Origin of the sequence: Grimontia sedimenti, assembly GCF_011045095.1 — a bacterium.
GTDB lineage: Bacteria > Pseudomonadota > Gammaproteobacteria > Enterobacterales > Vibrionaceae > Enterovibrio > Enterovibrio sedimenti.
The window spans coordinates 17,659-34,357 of the sequence record NZ_JAALDL010000028.1; the positions used below are offsets into that span (position 1 = coordinate 17,659).

A 16,699-nucleotide genomic window follows, 5' to 3' on the forward strand; every position below is an offset into this window, starting at 1 on the left:
GCCTTGAGCCATTAATCCTTTTTCTGATTACGCATTCAATGCTTGGCGAATAAAACCCTTATGCTTTTCAAGTCGCGCTTTCGCTTCTTCGGCGTCAATGCCAGCCAGAATCATTAAGATCGCAGTTTTACAGTGACGGCCGCATGCTTGAAGGGCGACTTCTGCTTCTTCCATACCGACACCTGTCGCCTCGACGACAATGTTGACCTGACGCTGCACCAATTTGGCGTTGGTTGCTTCTACGTCCACCATCAGGTTGCCGTATACTTTGCCGCTGCGGATCATCGCGCCTGTTGTCAGCATGTTCAGCACCAGCTTTTGCGCCGTTCCTGCTTTCATTCTCGATGAGCCAGTTACAATCTCAGGTCCCACCACAGGGATGATGGCGATATCTGCTTCATCTGCCATAGCGCAGACAGGGTTACAAACAATAGTGGCAACCATCGCGCCAACTGATTTGGCGTACTTCATGCCACCTAGCACATAAGGAGTGCGGCCACTGGCTGCAATCCCTACCACCACGTCTTTAGCGGTCAGGCTCAAATCCACCAGATCTTGCTTGCCGAGTTCGACATTGTCCTCGGCGTTCTCAACGGCTTTCAAGATGGCCTGATGACCGCCAGCAATTAACCCCACCACAAGTTCTGGCTTGGTGCCGTAAGTGGGTGGACATTCACTGGCATCCAGAATACCCAAACGCCCTGATGTGCCTGCACCCATATAAATCAGTCGGCCACCCTCCGCAAAGGCTTTAGTGATGGCGTCTACCGCCTTGGCGATTTGTGGGAGTTGATCTTTCACTGCGAGCGCGACTTTTTGATCTTCCTGATTGATCACTTCGAGCATTTCCAGCGTGGAAAGTTTGTCGATTTCTGCGCTTGCAGCGTTACGGCTTTCTGTGACCAGTCGGGTGAGATCTATTTTCATCAGTAGTGTGCTCATTTATCAGCGGATCTTTGTGAGACCAGTATTCCTGAAGCGCAGGGATAAACTCAAGAAAAAAGGCATTTTTCCCACGCTTGAACCGGGCTTCAATGCGTCTGGTTTCTACCATCAATATATTCGATTTTAACGAGTAATAACGTGAATGGTCATTTTCGTCAGGATGCTTAGACTCTCCCTTCTTTTTCTGCGGTAGAGCGTTATGCATTGCAAATTCTTCGATCAGCACAAGTGCCGTTCATGCGAGTTGAGAGGTGTCCCTTACACCCAGCAAGTCGCTGACAAAGACAACGCGCTGAAATCCCTGTTTGAGAACCGACTGCCAGAGCAGTGGTTATCGCCGGTATTGAGCAAAGAAACAGGCTGCCGCAACAAAGCCAAGATGGTGGTGCTGGGGGCAGCGCACCAACCTGTGTTGGGTGCAGACGTGAAGTCGGAGGATAACCTTGAACTGGTCAGCCTGACCCATTGCCCACTCTACACCGAAGACATGACCGCATTACTGGATCACCTGCAAGATTGGATTCGCACCTCTGGTATTCCGCCTTATAACAAAGCAAAAAAGAAAGGTGAGCTTAAATACATTCTGCTAACCCGCTCGGCATATTCTGGCGAATTCATGCTGCGATTTGTGATGCGCAGCCGCGATGCCATGCCGCGTGTGGAATCAAACTTAGCGAGGCTTCGTGAGGCGTTTCCGAAAATCCGTGTCGTGTCAGTCAATCTGCAGCCAGTTCACATGGCGCGTCTTGAAGGCGATGAGGAAGTCTTCCTCACAGACGATGAACACCTTATCGAGCAATTTAACGACGTACCGCTTGTGGTGCGTCCGAAAAGCTTTTTCCAGACCAACCCTGAAGTCGCTGCCAAACTCTATGCAACGGCGCGTGAATGGGTAAGAGAACTCAAGCCAAAACACATGTGGGATTTGTTCTGTGGCGTTGGTGGTTTTGCTTTGCATTGTGCGTCGGTGACCAAGTCTGTAACCGGTATTGAAATCGAACCGGAAGCCATTGCGAGCGCGAAGCGTTCTGCGGCAGAAATGGGAATTACCAACCTCAACTTTGATGCGCTCGATTCGGCGAAATTCTCGCTGCTGCAAGACAATGCACCTGATCTGGTGCTGGTCAATCCGCCCCGTCGTGGCTTGGGTAAAGAGTTGGTGGCACAGCTTGGTGAGTTGGCACCCAAGCACCTTATCTATTCCAGCTGTAATCCAGAAACACTGAAAGCCGATGTTGATGGTTGGGAGAACTACACCGTCAAACGTCTGCAATGGTTTGACATGTTCCCACACACAGAACATGCCGAAGTCATGGTGCTTCTGGAAAAGCGCTAACCCTCGTTCCCTATCTTTCTTCTTTCAGCCTGCTTCGGTGGGCTGAATATGTCTCTTCGTTCTCAAATGGAGAACAATCATTTCATCCTTCTACTGTTTTTCCTCAACTCAATAACACCTATTGTTAGCCCATCAGCAAATTACACAGCTTGGAGGCACGGCAATGGGCTTATTGGTAGACGGTGTTTGGCGCACCGATTGGTATGACACCAGCAAAACAAACGGACGCTTTACCCGAAAAGCACCGAGCTTTCGAAACTGGATCACGAAAGATGGTTCGGCGGGGCCAACAGGCGAGGGCGGCTTTAAAGCAGAGCCGGGTCGTTATCACCTTTATGTTTCACTGGCGTGCCCATGGGCGCATCGCACCCTGATTTTCAGAAAGCTGAAAGGGCTGGAAGCGATGATTTCCATTTCGGTGGTCAATGGCTTCATGGGTGATGACGGATGGACCTTCCTGCCGGGTGATGATGTGGTCGAGGACGCGATTAACGGCGCCACCTATTTGCACCAGGTGTATACAAGCGCATTACCGGATTACACCGGGCGTGTCACGGTGCCAGTACTTTGGGATAAGAAGACCGGAACCATAGTGAGCAATGAGTCTTCAGAAATCATTCGCATGCTCAACAGTGCCTTTGATGAAGTCGGCGCGCTTCCGGGTGATTACTACCCAGAAGCACTGCGGGAAGCCATCGATGAGATGAACGATTTTGTCTACCCGAACATTAATAACGGTGTGTATCGCGCTGGGTTTGCGACCACGCAGGAGGCTTACGATGAAGCAGTGGAAGACGTATTCAGTGCGCTGGACAAACTGGAAGCGCATCTGGCGACCAATCGCTACCTCGTGGGCGGGCAGCTTACTGAAGCAGACTGGCGCTTGTTCACCACACTTATCCGATTTGATGCTGTTTATGTCGGACACTTCAAGTGCAGCCGTCGCCGGATCAGTGAATACCCAAACCTGTCAGGCTACCTTCGTGAGCTCTACCAGTTCGCGGGTGTCGCAGAGACAGTAAATATCGACCATATCAAGGCGCACTATTACGCCAGTCATGAAACGGTCAACCCAACCCGCATTGTGCCGATTGGCCCGGCGTTGGATTTCGATGCGCCGCACGGACGTGAAAACGTCGGCGCTGCGCAGTTAGGAGGTTAGAGATGGGTAAGTTAATTGAAGGCCGTTGGCTCACCGATGACCAACTGCGTGAGTGGGAAGAGAAACAGTATTCAGAAGCAAACGGACGTTTCGTTCGCGGTGTCGCCAAGTTCCGTAATTGGGTCACTGCAACGGGAGACGCTGGGCCAAGTGGTGAAGCTGGTTTTAAAGCCGAAGCAGGTCGATATCACTTGTTTGCAGCACTGAACTGTCCATGGGCGCATCGCACCCTGATTTACCGCAAGGTCAAAGGACTGGAAAACGTGGTGGGTTTGTCGCTGGTGGCACCGCTTCGCACCGAGCAAGGTTGGGTGTTCGATAACACCGAGGAACGCTTTACCGACAATTTGCTCGGGCTTGAAGCCATGCACCAGCTTTATGTGAAGTCGAATCCCGATTTTACCGGCAGAGTCACGGTGCCCGTGCTTTGGGATAAAAAGACCCAAACCATTGTGAGCAATGAATCGTCAGAAATTATCCGCATGTTCAACAGTGCGTTTAACGAGATTACCGGTGATACGCAGGACTTCTATCCGGAAGCGTTGGCTAAAGAGATAGATGACACCAACGACTGGATTTTCAACACGGTCAACAATGGCGTGTATAAATCTGGGTTTGCCAGAACGCAGGAAGCGTATGACGAGGCAGTGACTGCGTTATTTGCATCACTTGAAGAGATTGAAGCGCGTCTTGGCAAACAAGCGTTCTTGCTGGGTGATGCCATTACCGAAGCAGACTGGCGATTGTTACCGACACTGGTGCGCTTTGATGTGGGTTACTTCACCGCCTTCAAGTGCAACCTGAAAGCACTGCGGGATTACCCAAATATCTCAGCGTATTTGAAAACACTGGTACAGCAGCCTGGTGTGAAAGACACCATAGATTTGGATGTATATCGCCGTGGCTATAACTCGAAAAGCCCACTTAGAAATCCGCACGGCATTGTGCCCGTTGCGCCATACGTGAGCTTTCTGGATTAAACCAACAGCAATCAACGCAAGGAGGATCCATTATGTTGTTCTCAACCAAAAACAAAGAAAGACGCTTTAACGCGGCAACAGAAATGTCTGCGTTGGTCAATGACGAAATGCAGCGCGACAGCGCATTCCACCCCAACCTTGGTGGCGTCACCAAAGGTGGTATGTCGAACCATTACCCAATGACGATTATGTCGCTGCAGGGACTGGGCGCGACTGATAATGAAATCAAAGCATTTCGCAGCAGCTGGCCACGTTACCGTGCACGTATTGAAGAAGATCTTCACCTGCGCGATACCGGTGTCGTGACCGAAGAGAATTGGACGGAATACCTGGGGAAAGCGGAATACCTTGCCGATTTCCAACGCCTTTTCTTCGAAGGGCAGGAAGCAGCGAACGACCAAACGGCGTATCTGATGGGCGTACTTGAAAAACTGCAATACGCGCTGCCAATGGGTCTGTTTCATCCGGTGATCCGTTTGAGTTTTGCCATTATGCATGGTGACAAAGGCTTGATTGCCGATGCCTTAGCGTACTGGGCGATCCGCTTTGAAGATATGTACAAGCGCATGCTGCCGCCACGCATTGATATGTCTGCACAATCTATTACTGCAGAAGAGCAATGGCTGAAAGTGCATGCTGCCAAACCTGAAATCACCCGTTTCGGTGGTAGCTTGCAAATTTGCGAGATGCTCTGCTCAGATACTGTGCTTCATGATATTTCGGTAGCAGATGAGTTCTTTATTACAGAAGAAAACATTGAGCTGAAGATGCGTGAAATTGGTGACAGGGCGATCGGTTTGTACCTGTATGAACCTGCGTTGACTACACTTCATGCCGTTACGAGCTTTCAGGCGCTGGCAGACATCACCAAGCGCGTGCTGACAGAAGGGAATGGTTATCGTCCTTTACTGGCTGAACTATGGCAACGTTATTGGATTTGGTTAACGGGTCTTTACATCGAGAAGGGTTACCCGAAAACCTTGCCGACATTGGATGAGGATGCGCTGGCTTACTTGAATGCCATCGACTGGGCAGATATCGCCAGTGGAATCCGCAAAGTGCCGGAAGTGCATGCCATCAAGATGGTATTCAGCTGCAAATGGCTGTTTGAAGAACTGGATGAAAATCCTTTGTTTAAAGCTTCAGCCATCAATGTATTGGCGGATCACACCCATGTGAAGCCAGTGAAATTGAGCTGATAAATTTGCAGATCTGCCAAAATAGAGGTGTAACTAAAAGAGCGGGCATTGACCGCTCTTTTCAATTCAGAAGCTATATTAACGCTTTTGCTTTTTCGCCTGATTAGTCAGGTCGAAATCAAACTCATCTGGGAACAGCACCACACCCTCTAGATCGGTATTTGGGAAAGCCACGATAGAAAGCTCATCGTCCAAAAGACCATTGGTCCAGCGGCTGTGCCATTTATTCAGCCCAATTGGCTCTGGTTTACAGTGTTCCCACTCGCCGGTTGCCCATTCTTGTGCGAATTCTTCATTGGGCCATACTGGCACACAGTCTTCGTCTTCGGTGTTGAGCATCACGCAGCCGTGCTCGTCCGTCAGGATCCAGATCTCGCGGTTTTCCACCACTTCCTTCACCAGATATTTATAACGTTGGTCTACGTCGAATTTCAGGATTTCAGCAATGCGTTCCTGAGTCAGCGTCTTTGCCATTTTGATTTCCACCGGAAAATAAAAGTTGAGGGAGAGTATATACCCAAAACAACCCGATGCGGCAGGATTCAGCGAGATTGACTGGCGTCAGGCTGCTGCACGGATAGCTTGTGACGAACCAACATTTTGGGAGCAAAGCATAGGTTTACTTACAGGTGTTCTTCAGTATGCTGGTTCGTGAGTGCTATTGGTAAAGGAATACCTATGTCTGATATTGCGAAAACCCCCAAGCCCCCTTATTACGCGGTGATATTCACCAACGTAAGAACTGATGTTGAAGATGGCTATGGCGATATGGCTGAACGCATGGTTGAACTGGCCGCTCAGGAGCCGGGTTTTCTTGGCATAGAATCAGTCAGAGATGGTTTGGGGATCACGGTCTCCTACTGGAAGGACCTCGATTCCATCAAACAGTGGAAAGCGAACGTTGAGCATGTGGGAGCTCAGAAGCTTGGGCGGGAAAATGGTATGCCGCATTCACGACCCGCATCGCTAAAGTAGAACGCGACTACAGCCTTTAGATACATTGAGTAATGGACGGGTTGAGTAGATGCGAGGCGAAAGGCTGGGGCGCTAGTCTTTCTCACTATGTAGGGTTTTAATCTTTACCATCCGTTTCTTCAGTGCCTTTTGAAGGGTGTTCTTGTCGTAGGGTTTCATGCCTTTCCAGGTTTGGCATTCTTCGCGTGTGCGGCCGCACCCCAAACACCATCCTTTGGGGCCAGAAAAATCGCACACATCAATACAGGGACTTTGGTTCCGCTTCATCGTTATCCTGCTTCAGAGCTCACTTAATGTCTGCTCAATACCGTCTTCAAGTTGTCGGAGACGGTTAAACTCTTCATACAGCTTTTGTTCGAGGTTTTTAAAGTTGAGAGGCAGGTTGCGCTGACAAATATGATAACCGCTCCCTATGGTTTGATAGCCTTTCCAGCCCTTGATTTTCTCACCTTCAAGTTCCAGAAATTTGCGGACAAATTCAGATTGTGAAGGGCAGTCTTCTTCTGCATGCATACAGATGGGATACTCTTTCTGCTTTAACTGTGGCGCTTCGATATAGGTTTCAAAGTGGATGCCGCCTTGAGCCTCATTGTGCCAATTTTCCTTATAAAGCTGCATGTACACGCCACGGTTATAGATTTCCCAACCATCATCAAACCATGACGACTGCCGGAGCATTTTCTCGAGATTCCGGAAAATAGGTTTAATGTCTTTCATTCATATATCCCTTGAAATACAGACCCAACACGAGCATCTAAAATGCTTCTCTACGGTCTGGATTAGCATCCTAGCCAAACTGAGTTGTTATGTTATAACGTAACCTATCAATGGCGACAAATAGGTGTCAATAGGCGAGGAACAGCAAAAGGAGTAAGAACGAAATAGAGAACATGAATATCGAAAATGTCTCTTTAGTGTGACGCATCTGGAGTCTAAATTGGTACAGAAATGATACCCTCAAAGCTAGGTTTTCAGCTTGCGATTGGCTCCGAATCAGCAAGCAATCTGCTTCAACAATGAAAGGGATATGAATGAGAATTGCCGTAATCGGTTTGGGTGATATTGCTACTAAAGCCTACCTTCCTTTGCTCACCCGCATGCCAAATCTCGAGCTTATCTTTTGTACCCGCAACCCAGAAAAACTGGCAGCAGTCGCTAGCGAATATCGCATTGCGGAAACCTGCCGCGATTATCGCGAGTTGCTTAAGATGAATATCGATGGCGTGATGATCCACACCAGCAGTGAGACGCATGCCGCTATTGCGACGTTCTTTATGGAGCAGCACATTCCCGTTTTCGTTGATAAGCCTGCCACGCTGAATTTTGCCGACTACCAAAAGCTTCATGATCTGTCAGAGCATAAATCCGTTCCTCTGTTTGTTGGCTTCAATCGCCGCTACATTCCACTTTGGAACACGCTGGTGGGCCGAGCTGATCTTCGAACGCTTACATGGCACAAACATCGACTCAATCTGACAGGCAAAGCACAGGACTTCATTTTCGATGACATGATCCACGTGATTGACTCACTCAATATCCATGGCAATATTGACCAGCAAGACATTCAGTCGGTGTGCCAGAAAGCGGGCGATGAGATCGCCATGATCAACCTCTCCTGGGAAGAAAATGGCACTCTGTTCAATGGCCAAATGAACCGTCAGTTTGGAAAAACCTGCGAGTCAGTGTCGTTGGTCTTTGAAAACGAAGCCTATCAATTTAACAGCTTCCTGAAAGGCGAGAAATTCGAGGACGGTATCACCCAAACTGTCGAACTGCCAGATTGGACTGATACCTTAGAAACCAAGGGCTTTAAAGCCATGCTGGAAGATTGGTTGAGTGTGGTGGCATCAGGCCGAATGGATGAGAAAGCTCAGCAACGAAACCTATCGACCCATGCGTTTTGTGAGTGGTTGTTGGGGGCTTGTTAAAAGCGCAAGTATGCCTACATCGAGAAGCGCCACAGTAGTTAACTAGGTATGAAAAAGTTACTGATATTGCTTAAGCTCTGAAATCATATGTAGAAAAAGCTCTTTTAAGTCAGGCCAAGCTAAGTCGCCTCTATATTCGGGGTCATCCGCATACGTATAATCATATACAACTACTGCACTTTCGTTGGTATGAAAACCTCGTATATCTAGGCAAATTGGGCCTGCGTCATTTTCGTCATATGCGAACGGGAACAAGTCTAACGATTTAAATTTTTCGTTATAAAGAGTTACATACTCCATAAACTCAAAAAGAGGGTTATCACAAGGGGTATGAGGAAGGCGAACAGAAAAATCTGTCATCAGAAGACATTTATAAGTCAGGTACTCTGAAAGGAGAAGCGGAAGTTTGAAACCCAATCCATCCTCTATAGCTTGTATGTCCTCGCTGGTGACAGAGCTGTCAGTAGGTTTCCATTCACACCATCCATCATCGTCAACATTGCTAATACGCATGTCTGCAGGCACATTTAATGCGTATCCATCTCCAGATGTTCCAAGAAATGTGTCGACTAGCTCTTTAACTATTAGGAAGGCTTCTTCCTTTTGCTTTGACCCTGATTCCATGTTTACTATTCGAATCTCTTATGCAAGACCTTTTGCTTGAACAGATCTTTTTTGAATATATTGAGATGTTCTACAACGTAAACGTCGGCACGGTTCCAACGATCAAATGTCACCTCTAGAGCATGAAAAACGCTGAGAAGACAGGCTCGAAAGTGTCTACTGAGTCGGTAGCTATTCAGTTGATAAGGTTGTAGTGACTCTTTTGATTACCAAGGACGCCAGTCTTCAGGCGCGAAAAATTTAACGCCACCAATATTTTCGTTTGCTATGGCTTCTGCTACTTCCTCACGTACAAGTAATATATAGTCATCAACGTCCAAGAAGCAGACATCTGAGGAAGCATCATCTTCCATTAGACGCAAAGAAGATATGTCCTCAATCTCTCCATCAAACTCCTCATAGACTGAATTGTCGCGGTCCAGGATATCTTCGCTGACCACAACGTTAGCGAAGTAGTAGCCGTTATATACTTCGCCTCTCAACTTAACGCCGACAGAGAGGAACTCAACATCATTAGTGAAGCGTTCCAGGAGCTGTTTAACTCGTTCATTTACGATAAGAAGTGGGCCACATTTGAACGTGTCGCATGGTGGCTTTTCATCGATAATGTTAATGGTGACATCTTCGGGCCAAGCTGCACTTAAACGCTTGCGCGATAGGACTTTTACTCCAGATAACTTCGCGGCGTTTTCCAGCTCCGCCGCTGTGCAATTGCTGTCACTATCAGTCTTTTGCGTCCATACTTTGTAGGGCACTACAACCTCTTAGATAAGTCGTCCGAGAAGAATTCTTCACTAAAAGTAACTCGGTCAGTCTAAATCATCTTCAAAAGCGGCACCAAATTCCTCCCTAAGACTTCCTGATATAATCTCTCCGTCAAGGCTAAGCTCGAGGCCTTCTGAGATTGTGCCAATATCAAAAGATCCATCAATGCCAGCAAGGAGCATGGATACGGTATTAATTACACAAAATTCGATGTATTCATCGATAATTACATTATCTCCATTTGTTGCTAAGTCTTGATATAACTCCAAGAACTTTTTATGGTTTTCGTTCTCCACAACACTATTTGGATTGACCATCTTTAGTTCAAGCAAAGACTTATGAAGCTCATTGTCAATTAGGTCACGCTTTAGCTGTTGCGCAAAGTACTCTGACTTGTCCATTTCTTACCTTCTATTTTCTCATCTCTGGATACATTTCTTTGTTAATTTTAATTAACTTCATAAGCTGAACGTTAGGTATGTCCTTGTAAACTCTTCTTAGTTCTCTGATATCTCGAGCAATTAGTTCTCTTGCTGTTTGGAATGGCTTGCCAGTTCGAGGGTTTATCTTACTTGTAGAGACTGTTGTCTGACCTTTAGGCAACGAACTGATACCCTTTGTATGTCCTTCATAAGGAACAGCAATTGCGGGCGCATTTTGAGGGTCATAGTTTTCAACAAGATTCTTCATTATATTCTTCTGTCCAACATGATGCGAATCCAAGCCTAAGGTATCTCTGGTTCCTTTGAGCAATTCGCGTTGCTCTTTGTATAGGCCAACATCATACTTGCATATGCAGTTTCCCTCTTTTTTCGCCAGTCCCAACGGATCCACCCAACCCGTCGGGTTCGGTACATACTGATAGTTGTTTAATCCGCCCGCTAAACCAATTGGGTCAGCAGTGACAAAGCGTCCTGTGTTTGGGCTGTAGTAACGATGTCGGTTGTAGTGGAGTCCTGTCTCTTCGTCGAAATACTGCCCCTGAAAACGTAGTGGGCTGGATATCTCTTCAACGTGTTTTCTCAACACATTGCCGTAAGCGCGGTACTGTACTGACCAAACGGATTTACCGTGTAAATCGGTGATATCTGTTGGTGTGCCGATTTGGTCTAGGTGGTAGTGGTAAGCCTGACAATCTACTCCCTCACCCGACAGCATTGCCAACGGTTTGAAGGTGCCGGGCTCATAGATGTATGTCTGGTAATGGTCTTTGCTGGTTTCGGCAATCAGGGTGTCGCCTTGCCAGACAAACTCGGTAGTCTTCACATTGCCAAGCTTGTTTGTCACACTCTTTTCAATGCGCCGACCAAACGCATCATATTTGTAGGTGGCGAACGAACCGTCCGGCAATGTAGCTTTTGTTAAGCGATGCTGGCAGTCGTACTTATACTGCGTGACTAGGCCTTGCTCTTTGCCGCGTTTTTCTGCAGTCAGTCGGCCAAATTCATCGTATTCATAGTGGCTGTCGCCGTGGAATTTGAGCTGATTACCTTCAACATCGAATGGCTTAGTGCCAGCCTTAGCACCGATGACTTGGTCAAGCAGGTTACCTGCAGGGTCATGGGCGAACGACTCTTCCACCACGCCTCGTGTTTTCTTGAGTCGTGACAACGGGTCATAGTCGTAATAAACCGTACCAAATCGGCTGTCGGCCATCTCGCTCAGGTTGCCATCAGCACCATAGAGATATTGACGGGATTGTGTTTGTCGTCCGTTTTGGTGCTGGGTATGAGCAGTCAGTCGCCCTTGCTCGTCATGCTGAAAGCGGCTGAGAATGTCCCCTTGTTTGCGGGCGGTTTCCAAACCATTTTGATAGTGGTGACGGGTCAGTTGCTCATCATTGAGCAAGATACGGCCCAGCACGCCGCCGGCAGAGCGTTCAAAGCTGAGCTTATTGGCATCAGGCAATTGCCAGTGGGAGAGATTGCCAACACTATCGTACTCGAAGAAGTTCGATGCCCAGCTTTGGTGTTCCTCGGTGAGCCTGCCAAGTAAATCATATTGCCACGCAAGGGGAGTGTCCCCATCGTCAACACCAATCAACTGTCCGTAAGCGTCGTAGTTGTAGGCGACCTCTTGTCCATCAGGCAGGGTTTTCTTAGTTAGCCTGCCCATGGCGTCACGCTCAAAAACGGTTTCCAGTTCTGTGCCTTGAGCGCCGGTCTCAGTTTTCTTCAGTAGCTTGCCGTTGAGGTCATATTCATAGGCGAAGCGACGGCCATCAAAGGTCGTTTCACTGCGAACCAGACCGTTGGCGAAATAATCGATGTGATAGGTTTCGTTGCGCTCATTGATGATGGCGGTAACGAAGTTTTTGGCGTTTTCGTACTGGTAACGAAGGGTTGAGCCGTCAGGTTGGATGACCTGGCTGACAAGGTCGGTGTTCGGGTGATAGTCGTACTGGGTTTCCAGGCCGTTTTCATCAATAACACGGGTTGCCTTGCCGTAAGCATTGTATTCAAAGTGCTTAGTTTGTCCGGAGGGGAGCTTCACCTTGCTCAGTCTGTCAGCATTGTCCCACTCGTATTGAGTGACAGCGCCAATGGCCGATTTTTCAACAATGATGCGACCGAAAATATCGTAGCGATAGGAAGCTTGAGAACCATCGGGATAGGTTTCGCCAATCAGCATCCCCAGTCGGTTCCAAGCCAATTTATGCTTGCTGCCGTCCGGGTAGGCGATTTCGGTTAACTGACCTTGTCCGTTGTATCGATAGAAGGTGTCTTGGCCAAGTGGATCCCGTTTTTCGGTGATGTCTCCTTGCGCGTTGTATTTGTAGCGCCAGTTTCGCTTGCCTTGAATGACCCGGCGAAGGTTGCCTCGCCAGTATTGGTATTCAATCACCTCACCATCAGGTAGAACGGTCAGCACGCGCTGTTGAAAGTCGTTGTAGACGTGACGGGTTTCATTACCAAGCGGGTCGACAGTGAGGACTAAATCGCCATTTTCATTGAATTCGTTTTTTGTAACGGCGCCGTCAGGGTCTGTTTGCGCTACCAGCTTAGCGTTTTCATCATGTTGGTAAGCGGCAGTGCTGCCGTCTGAATAGGTGATTTCGACAGCATTGGACGCGTCATCCCACTCGAATTTGGTGTCGTAACCTGTATTGCTCCAGTGATGGACACAACGAACTTCTTTTCCTTCACCTTCCCATTGCCAGCCGAACTCGACGCCGCCTGCCATTTTGCGCAGTGAGATGACGTTGGCTTCGTCATATTGATAGTGCTCGCCTTCGCCAGCAGTGTTTAAGGCGTTAACGAGTTGCTGATTTTCGTTGTAGTGATAGGTGAAACTGGTGCGCTCTGTTATCCACTCCTTCTTTGAGCCGTCTGTTTTCAGCGTGCGGAACTCAATCGCAGAAATAAGGCCGTTTTGATACACAAACCAAAGCGCAATACCCTGTTCGTTGATAACTGCTTGAGGTCGTTGATAGCCGTCGTATTCGATCGTTAAGCGGTTATTGTATTTGTCTGATAAACCCGTTAGCTGAGCAGTATTCCCTTTGCGGGTGAAGTGATGAAAGGGTTGCCCATTTTGCGCCAAAACATATTCATTCTCTTTTTCACCGAGGAATACTGCTGCACCTGCGAGGTCGTTATAGATTTCAGGACGCGACTCTGTAGGCTCTGGAAGTTGGGTGCGTTTGCCTTCGGCATCTTTCCAGAACAATTTGCCCGCTTCGAAGATCAGAGATTGGCTGAGAGGGTGACTCCAGCCATATCCCAAACCCGAATTGAGCTCACAACTTGATGTTTTGTAGGTTCGGGTAAAAGTGTAAGGCAACGCACCGGGAAGCGTGACATCGCTAAGTTGAAGGGTTTCCTCACCCGTTACCATGGAGACTGGACAGCCTTCGGACACGTCCTTACCAGCACCTTGTGTTGCGTCGCCTTTCTCGGTGGTACTTTTGTTGTTATCGATATCCCGAGGTTTTTCAGAAGTGATATGCGAACTTTGGGTTGCAGAGCGTTTCTCCGAAGTCGCGCCGTCTAGGTTTTTCCCCTCGACACTCTGGGTGGCTTTAGCCCTGGCGTTGAGCTTTCCATTACCATGCTGGGTGACCTTTTTTAGTGTGTCGATGTTATCCACCGCGTCCACTTTGGTGATATCAACGACTTCTTTGATTTTCTTCACGGCCTTGACGGCGCGTCCTTTCCTGCTCATTTACGCACCTACCATGGTTGCGGTACCCGCAACATCTCTGAGTCGATTGATATTTCTTAGAACTGCGCCGCCAGGGATAACAATACTGAGGACAACCTCAACCAGAATGGAGGCGAGAGATACAGACACCAGAGTAAGGATCTGGAGTGGGCTAAGAATTTTGAACCAAGAGATGACTGCGTTGAGACACAAGAAGCAGCGTGCTTCATCTTTTATCAGCGTCAGCATTCTTTCGGCTTCTTCTTTGGCTGAGGCCAGTTTTTCTGCAATCAACTCTGGGTTTTCCAGATACTTAGAAAGCTTTTTAGCGAGCTCTGTTGGGTTGGCGAGTAGCTTGAATAAATCAGCTATTTCATCCCAGGCATCAACGACAGCATCCAGCATATTGTCGAGAAACTTCCCGACTTCGTCCCAGACATCAATAGGATCGTTAAGATAGATTTGCCATTCGCTACGCTGCGTTTTCCATTCTTTATCCAACCAAGCAGTGAGCTTGTTGATTGTTGGGTCATAGGAATCGAGCATGGTTTTGATGTCACTTTCGCTCACCTCGGGATAAAAGGTGATGCGGACAGGTTTACCCCGATATTTTGGGTCTAGCGTGACCTCAGCGGTGCCGTCGCTACCGATTGTGCCGGAAACTGCTGGACCATCAGGTTCGTATGAATCGATAAATATCCCATCATCGAATTTGACTGGCTGTACCTTAAATGGCGTGCCTGTGATGGGAACAAAGGCTTCGGCTTCAAAGCAATGAACAAGAGTGATCTTTCCATCAAGTGGGCAGGTGATGATATCGGCTTCTATTTCAGAATCGTCTGTATCTGCAGACTGCTCGTTATCATTGACGATAACCTTTTGTTCCATATCCAGCGCCCACCCATAAAACCAGTTCTCTGAGTGTTTGCGGTATTCATCAATCGAGGTCTCGAAATCCGATTTAATCTTGCTGAACATGTTATCGACGTCAGCCATCGTCATTACGTTACTGCTCACCGATACACCTCTTTATCCAATGCATTTTTGATGTAACTGTTTAACGTGCCGAATTCTTCCTTGTAGCGCTCAACCAAGCGCTTGACCTTGGCTTCAATGGTTCTTTCTGGAAAAGAGAAGTAGATATCGGCGTGATTTTCCCGGAGCCATTTAATGCTGTTGGCTATGAGGACGGATTTATCTTCTTCGCTGAGCTTTTTAACGACAGCTTCAGGCACTTCCCACCAAGGAAAGGGTTTCTCAACGACTGAAGATGCAGGGGTAGAATTGGTCACTGTGCGTTGTTTTGAAACCCATTGCTGACAAGGACCCATCACTTGGTTGCGCTGTTCTTCATCACAGAAGCGCGCTAGATCGATACTGAATCTTGGGTCATAGAAACGGAAAAAGGCATGGTTACCAGAGGGCATCCATACCAGTGTCAGACTGCGAAAATGTTGGAATATGTCCGGCAAGTGGAGAGTGCTCGCAACGAGAATGCCCCAGTCCTCGTTCGCTTCCTGTTCAGTCCAAGTAATGAAATCAGGCAGGTGCGAAACGTCAGCGATATAAGGCATCACTTCATGCCATTCTGCGTAGGGAGTTCCGCTCCAAAGTGGTTTGGCGTCATTACCGCCAAAGCGATAGAAATCTGCCAACGCTTTGTCATCGCAGGTTCCGTTGAATATGGCATACCAATGGAGAGGAGCCTCTGTCTCTTGGGCTAGATCTCGCATTTGCCATCCTTACATTTTTCACATTCTTCGCAGAATGGCGCTGCGGACTTCATGGTGGCGATTTGTGCCGGTGTCAGCATCGGGAGTGGATTTTCTGGCTTAGGAGGCAGTTGCCCTGGCAATGTGGGGGCTGCACCGCCGTATCCACTTCCGCTTCCTGCTGCGCCTCCTGCATTTAGATCAACAACGGGGCCTGATATATGTACCCCTGAAGTATCAACAGTGACGAAACAGCCCCCCGCTTTTAGCGTGATCTGGCTACCTGCTTCAATCACCAACTTGGCACCGGACTTTTGGTGTATTTCATTGCCTGCGTCGACAAGCTGTCCTGTGCCTTGTTTGATGTGGATCTTGTTGTCACTGATGACCGTCTTGTCACCTTTCACATGCTCTTTGGATTGCCCATCGACCGTGAGGTGGTCATCCACCTTGATATGCTGGAACCTTTCATTCTCCACATCCAGATGGAGGTCATGTTTGATGTTGTCCTTGCGGTCATTCTCAACCAGCAGGTTCATGTCCTTCTGGGCATGGACATAGATTTCTTCCTGCCCCGCCTGGTCCTCAAAGCGAAGCTCATTAAAACCTTCCCCCTGATGGGTTTCGGTTCTGAGCACTGTGCGCGTTTTGTTGGCGGGTAGCGGATAGGGAGGCACATTGGTGGCATGATACGTACGCCCGGTGACAATTGGCTGGTCCGGGTCACCTTCAAGGAAAGAGACAATCACCTCATGGCCGATACGGGGAATGGCCATCATGCCATACTGACCGCCGGCCCAACCCTGAGAGACCCGTACCCAACAACTGGAGGCATCATCACTGTTGCCATAACGGTCCCAGGGGAACTGCACCTTCACCCTGCCATGTTCATCACAGAAGATTTCCTCGCCATCGGGACCGGTAACAATC

At 48.3% G+C, this 16,699-nt stretch carries 16 protein-coding genes and 1 pseudogene; 6 read left to right on the forward strand and 11 right to left on the reverse strand.

Annotated elements, in window-relative coordinates; genetic code table 11:
• Window positions 1-27: 27 nt before the first annotated feature.
• Complete coding sequence (gene murQ / locus G5S52_RS22435; protein WP_165018654.1) at window positions 28-927, reverse strand: N-acetylmuramic acid 6-phosphate etherase; 900 nt, start codon at window positions 925-927, stop codon at window positions 28-30.
• 217 nt (window positions 928-1,144) lie between these two features.
• On the opposite strand from murQ, the gene rlmC reads away from it, so the two are divergent.
• From rlmC to G5S52_RS22455, 4 genes are all read left to right on the forward strand, one after another.
• The gene (rlmC, locus tag G5S52_RS22440; RefSeq protein WP_165018656.1) at window positions 1,145-2,281 is read left to right on the forward strand and encodes a 23S rRNA (uracil(747)-C(5))-methyltransferase RlmC; all 1,137 of its coding nucleotides are present in this window, start codon (window positions 1,145-1,147) and stop codon (window positions 2,279-2,281) included.
• Window positions 2,282-2,444: 163 nt separating this feature from the next.
• Complete coding sequence (locus tag G5S52_RS22445) at window positions 2,445-3,443, forward strand: glutathione S-transferase family protein (protein WP_165018658.1); 999 nt, start codon at window positions 2,445-2,447, stop codon at window positions 3,441-3,443.
• A 2-nt stretch (window positions 3,444-3,445) separates the two neighbouring features.
• Complete coding sequence (locus tag G5S52_RS22450; RefSeq protein ID WP_165018660.1) at window positions 3,446-4,423, forward strand: glutathione S-transferase family protein; 978 nt, start codon at window positions 3,446-3,448, stop codon at window positions 4,421-4,423.
• A 32-nt stretch (window positions 4,424-4,455) separates the two neighbouring features.
• On the forward strand, window positions 4,456-5,622 hold the full coding sequence (locus G5S52_RS22455) for a questin oxidase family protein (protein ID WP_165018662.1): 1,167 nt from the start codon (window positions 4,456-4,458) through the stop codon (window positions 5,620-5,622).
• Between the two features lie 78 nt (window positions 5,623-5,700).
• Here the strand turns inward: G5S52_RS22455 and G5S52_RS22460 are convergent, their stop codons facing one another.
• A complete protein-coding gene (locus G5S52_RS22460; RefSeq protein ID WP_002540717.1) occupies window positions 5,701-6,096 on the reverse strand; it encodes a DUF2750 domain-containing protein in 396 nt (131 codons plus the stop codon).
• A 204-nt stretch (window positions 6,097-6,300) separates the two neighbouring features.
• On the opposite strand from G5S52_RS22460, the pseudogene G5S52_RS22465 reads away from it, so the two are divergent.
• Window positions 6,301-6,617 (forward strand): annotated as a pseudogene (locus tag G5S52_RS22465) (antibiotic biosynthesis monooxygenase family protein).
• 52 nt (window positions 6,618-6,669) lie between these two features.
• Here the strand turns inward: G5S52_RS22465 and G5S52_RS22470 are convergent.
• Both G5S52_RS22470 and G5S52_RS22475 read right to left on the reverse strand, forming a co-directional pair.
• Window positions 6,670-6,864, reverse strand: a complete 195-nt coding sequence (locus G5S52_RS22470; protein ID WP_165018664.1) for a DUF1289 domain-containing protein — start codon at window positions 6,862-6,864, stop codon at window positions 6,670-6,672.
• A 12-nt stretch (window positions 6,865-6,876) separates the two neighbouring features.
• On the reverse strand, window positions 6,877-7,314 hold the full coding sequence (locus G5S52_RS22475) for a hypothetical protein (RefSeq protein WP_165018666.1): 438 nt from the start codon (window positions 7,312-7,314) through the stop codon (window positions 6,877-6,879).
• A 314-nt stretch (window positions 7,315-7,628) separates the two neighbouring features.
• Between G5S52_RS22475 and G5S52_RS22480 the strand changes: the two genes are divergently transcribed.
• Window positions 7,629-8,525, forward strand: a complete 897-nt coding sequence (locus tag G5S52_RS22480) for a Gfo/Idh/MocA family protein (protein WP_165018668.1) — start codon at window positions 7,629-7,631, stop codon at window positions 8,523-8,525.
• A gap of 57 nt (window positions 8,526-8,582) precedes the next feature.
• Here G5S52_RS22480 and G5S52_RS22485 read toward each other — a convergent pair whose 3' ends face one another.
• From G5S52_RS22485 to G5S52_RS22515, 7 genes are all read right to left on the reverse strand, one after another.
• Window positions 8,583-9,149 (reverse strand): SMI1/KNR4 family protein, encoded by a 567-nt coding sequence (locus G5S52_RS22485; RefSeq protein ID WP_165018670.1) that lies wholly within the window; start codon window positions 9,147-9,149, stop codon window positions 8,583-8,585.
• A 206-nt stretch (window positions 9,150-9,355) separates the two neighbouring features.
• The gene (locus G5S52_RS22490) at window positions 9,356-9,904 is read right to left on the reverse strand and encodes an imm11 family protein (protein WP_165018672.1); all 549 of its coding nucleotides are present in this window, start codon (window positions 9,902-9,904) and stop codon (window positions 9,356-9,358) included.
• A 54-nt stretch (window positions 9,905-9,958) separates the two neighbouring features.
• Window positions 9,959-10,315 carry a hypothetical protein gene (locus G5S52_RS22495; RefSeq protein WP_165018674.1) on the reverse strand — a complete coding sequence of 119 codons (357 nt, stop codon included), beginning with the start codon at window positions 10,313-10,315 and terminating at the stop codon, window positions 9,959-9,961.
• A 10-nt stretch (window positions 10,316-10,325) separates the two neighbouring features.
• Complete coding sequence (locus tag G5S52_RS22500) at window positions 10,326-14,078, reverse strand: RHS repeat-associated core domain-containing protein (protein ID WP_235956485.1); 3,753 nt, start codon at window positions 14,076-14,078, stop codon at window positions 10,326-10,328.
• Window positions 14,079-15,074, reverse strand: coding sequence for a Rhs family protein (locus G5S52_RS22505; protein ID WP_368737494.1), 996 nt, complete (start codon window positions 15,072-15,074; stop codon window positions 14,079-14,081).
• Complete coding sequence (locus tag G5S52_RS22510) at window positions 15,071-15,790, reverse strand: DUF4123 domain-containing protein (RefSeq protein ID WP_002540741.1); 720 nt, start codon at window positions 15,788-15,790, stop codon at window positions 15,071-15,073. The genes G5S52_RS22505 and G5S52_RS22510 overlap by 4 nt, the downstream gene beginning before the upstream one ends.
• The coding region (locus tag G5S52_RS22515) for a type VI secretion system Vgr family protein (protein ID WP_165018676.1) at window positions 15,778-16,699 on the reverse strand (922 nt) is incomplete at its 5' end. The genes G5S52_RS22515 and G5S52_RS22510, both read right to left, overlap by 13 nt.

Bases quoted from the DNA above. Each gene is read 5' to 3' on its own strand.
- murQ (WP_165018654.1), bottom strand. From the start codon at position 927: ATGAAAATAGATCTCACCCGACTGGTCACAGAAAGCCGTAACGCTGCA.
- rlmC (WP_165018656.1), top strand. From the start codon at position 1,145: ATGCATTGCAAATTCTTCGATCAGCACAAGTGCCGTTCATGCGAGTTG.
- G5S52_RS22445 (WP_165018658.1), top strand. From the start codon at position 2,445: ATGGGCTTATTGGTAGACGGTGTTTGGCGCACCGATTGGTATGACACC.
- G5S52_RS22450 (WP_165018660.1), top strand. From the start codon at position 3,446: ATGGGTAAGTTAATTGAAGGCCGTTGGCTCACCGATGACCAACTGCGT.
- G5S52_RS22455 (WP_165018662.1), top strand. From the start codon at position 4,456: ATGTTGTTCTCAACCAAAAACAAAGAAAGACGCTTTAACGCGGCAACA.
- G5S52_RS22460 (WP_002540717.1), bottom strand. From the start codon at position 6,096: ATGGCAAAGACGCTGACTCAGGAACGCATTGCTGAAATCCTGAAATTC.
- G5S52_RS22470 (WP_165018664.1), bottom strand. From the start codon at position 6,864: ATGAAGCGGAACCAAAGTCCCTGTATTGATGTGTGCGATTTTTCTGGC.
- G5S52_RS22475 (WP_165018666.1), bottom strand. From the start codon at position 7,314: ATGAAAGACATTAAACCTATTTTCCGGAATCTCGAGAAAATGCTCCGG.
- G5S52_RS22480 (WP_165018668.1), top strand. From the start codon at position 7,629: ATGAGAATTGCCGTAATCGGTTTGGGTGATATTGCTACTAAAGCCTAC.
- G5S52_RS22485 (WP_165018670.1), bottom strand. From the start codon at position 9,149: ATGGAATCAGGGTCAAAGCAAAAGGAAGAAGCCTTCCTAATAGTTAAA.
- G5S52_RS22495 (WP_165018674.1), bottom strand. From the start codon at position 10,315: ATGGACAAGTCAGAGTACTTTGCGCAACAGCTAAAGCGTGACCTAATT.
- G5S52_RS22500 (WP_235956485.1), bottom strand. From the start codon at position 14,078: ATGAGCAGGAAAGGACGCGCCGTCAAGGCCGTGAAGAAAATCAAAGAA.
- G5S52_RS22510 (WP_002540741.1), bottom strand. From the start codon at position 15,790: ATGCGAGATCTAGCCCAAGAGACAGAGGCTCCTCTCCATTGGTATGCC.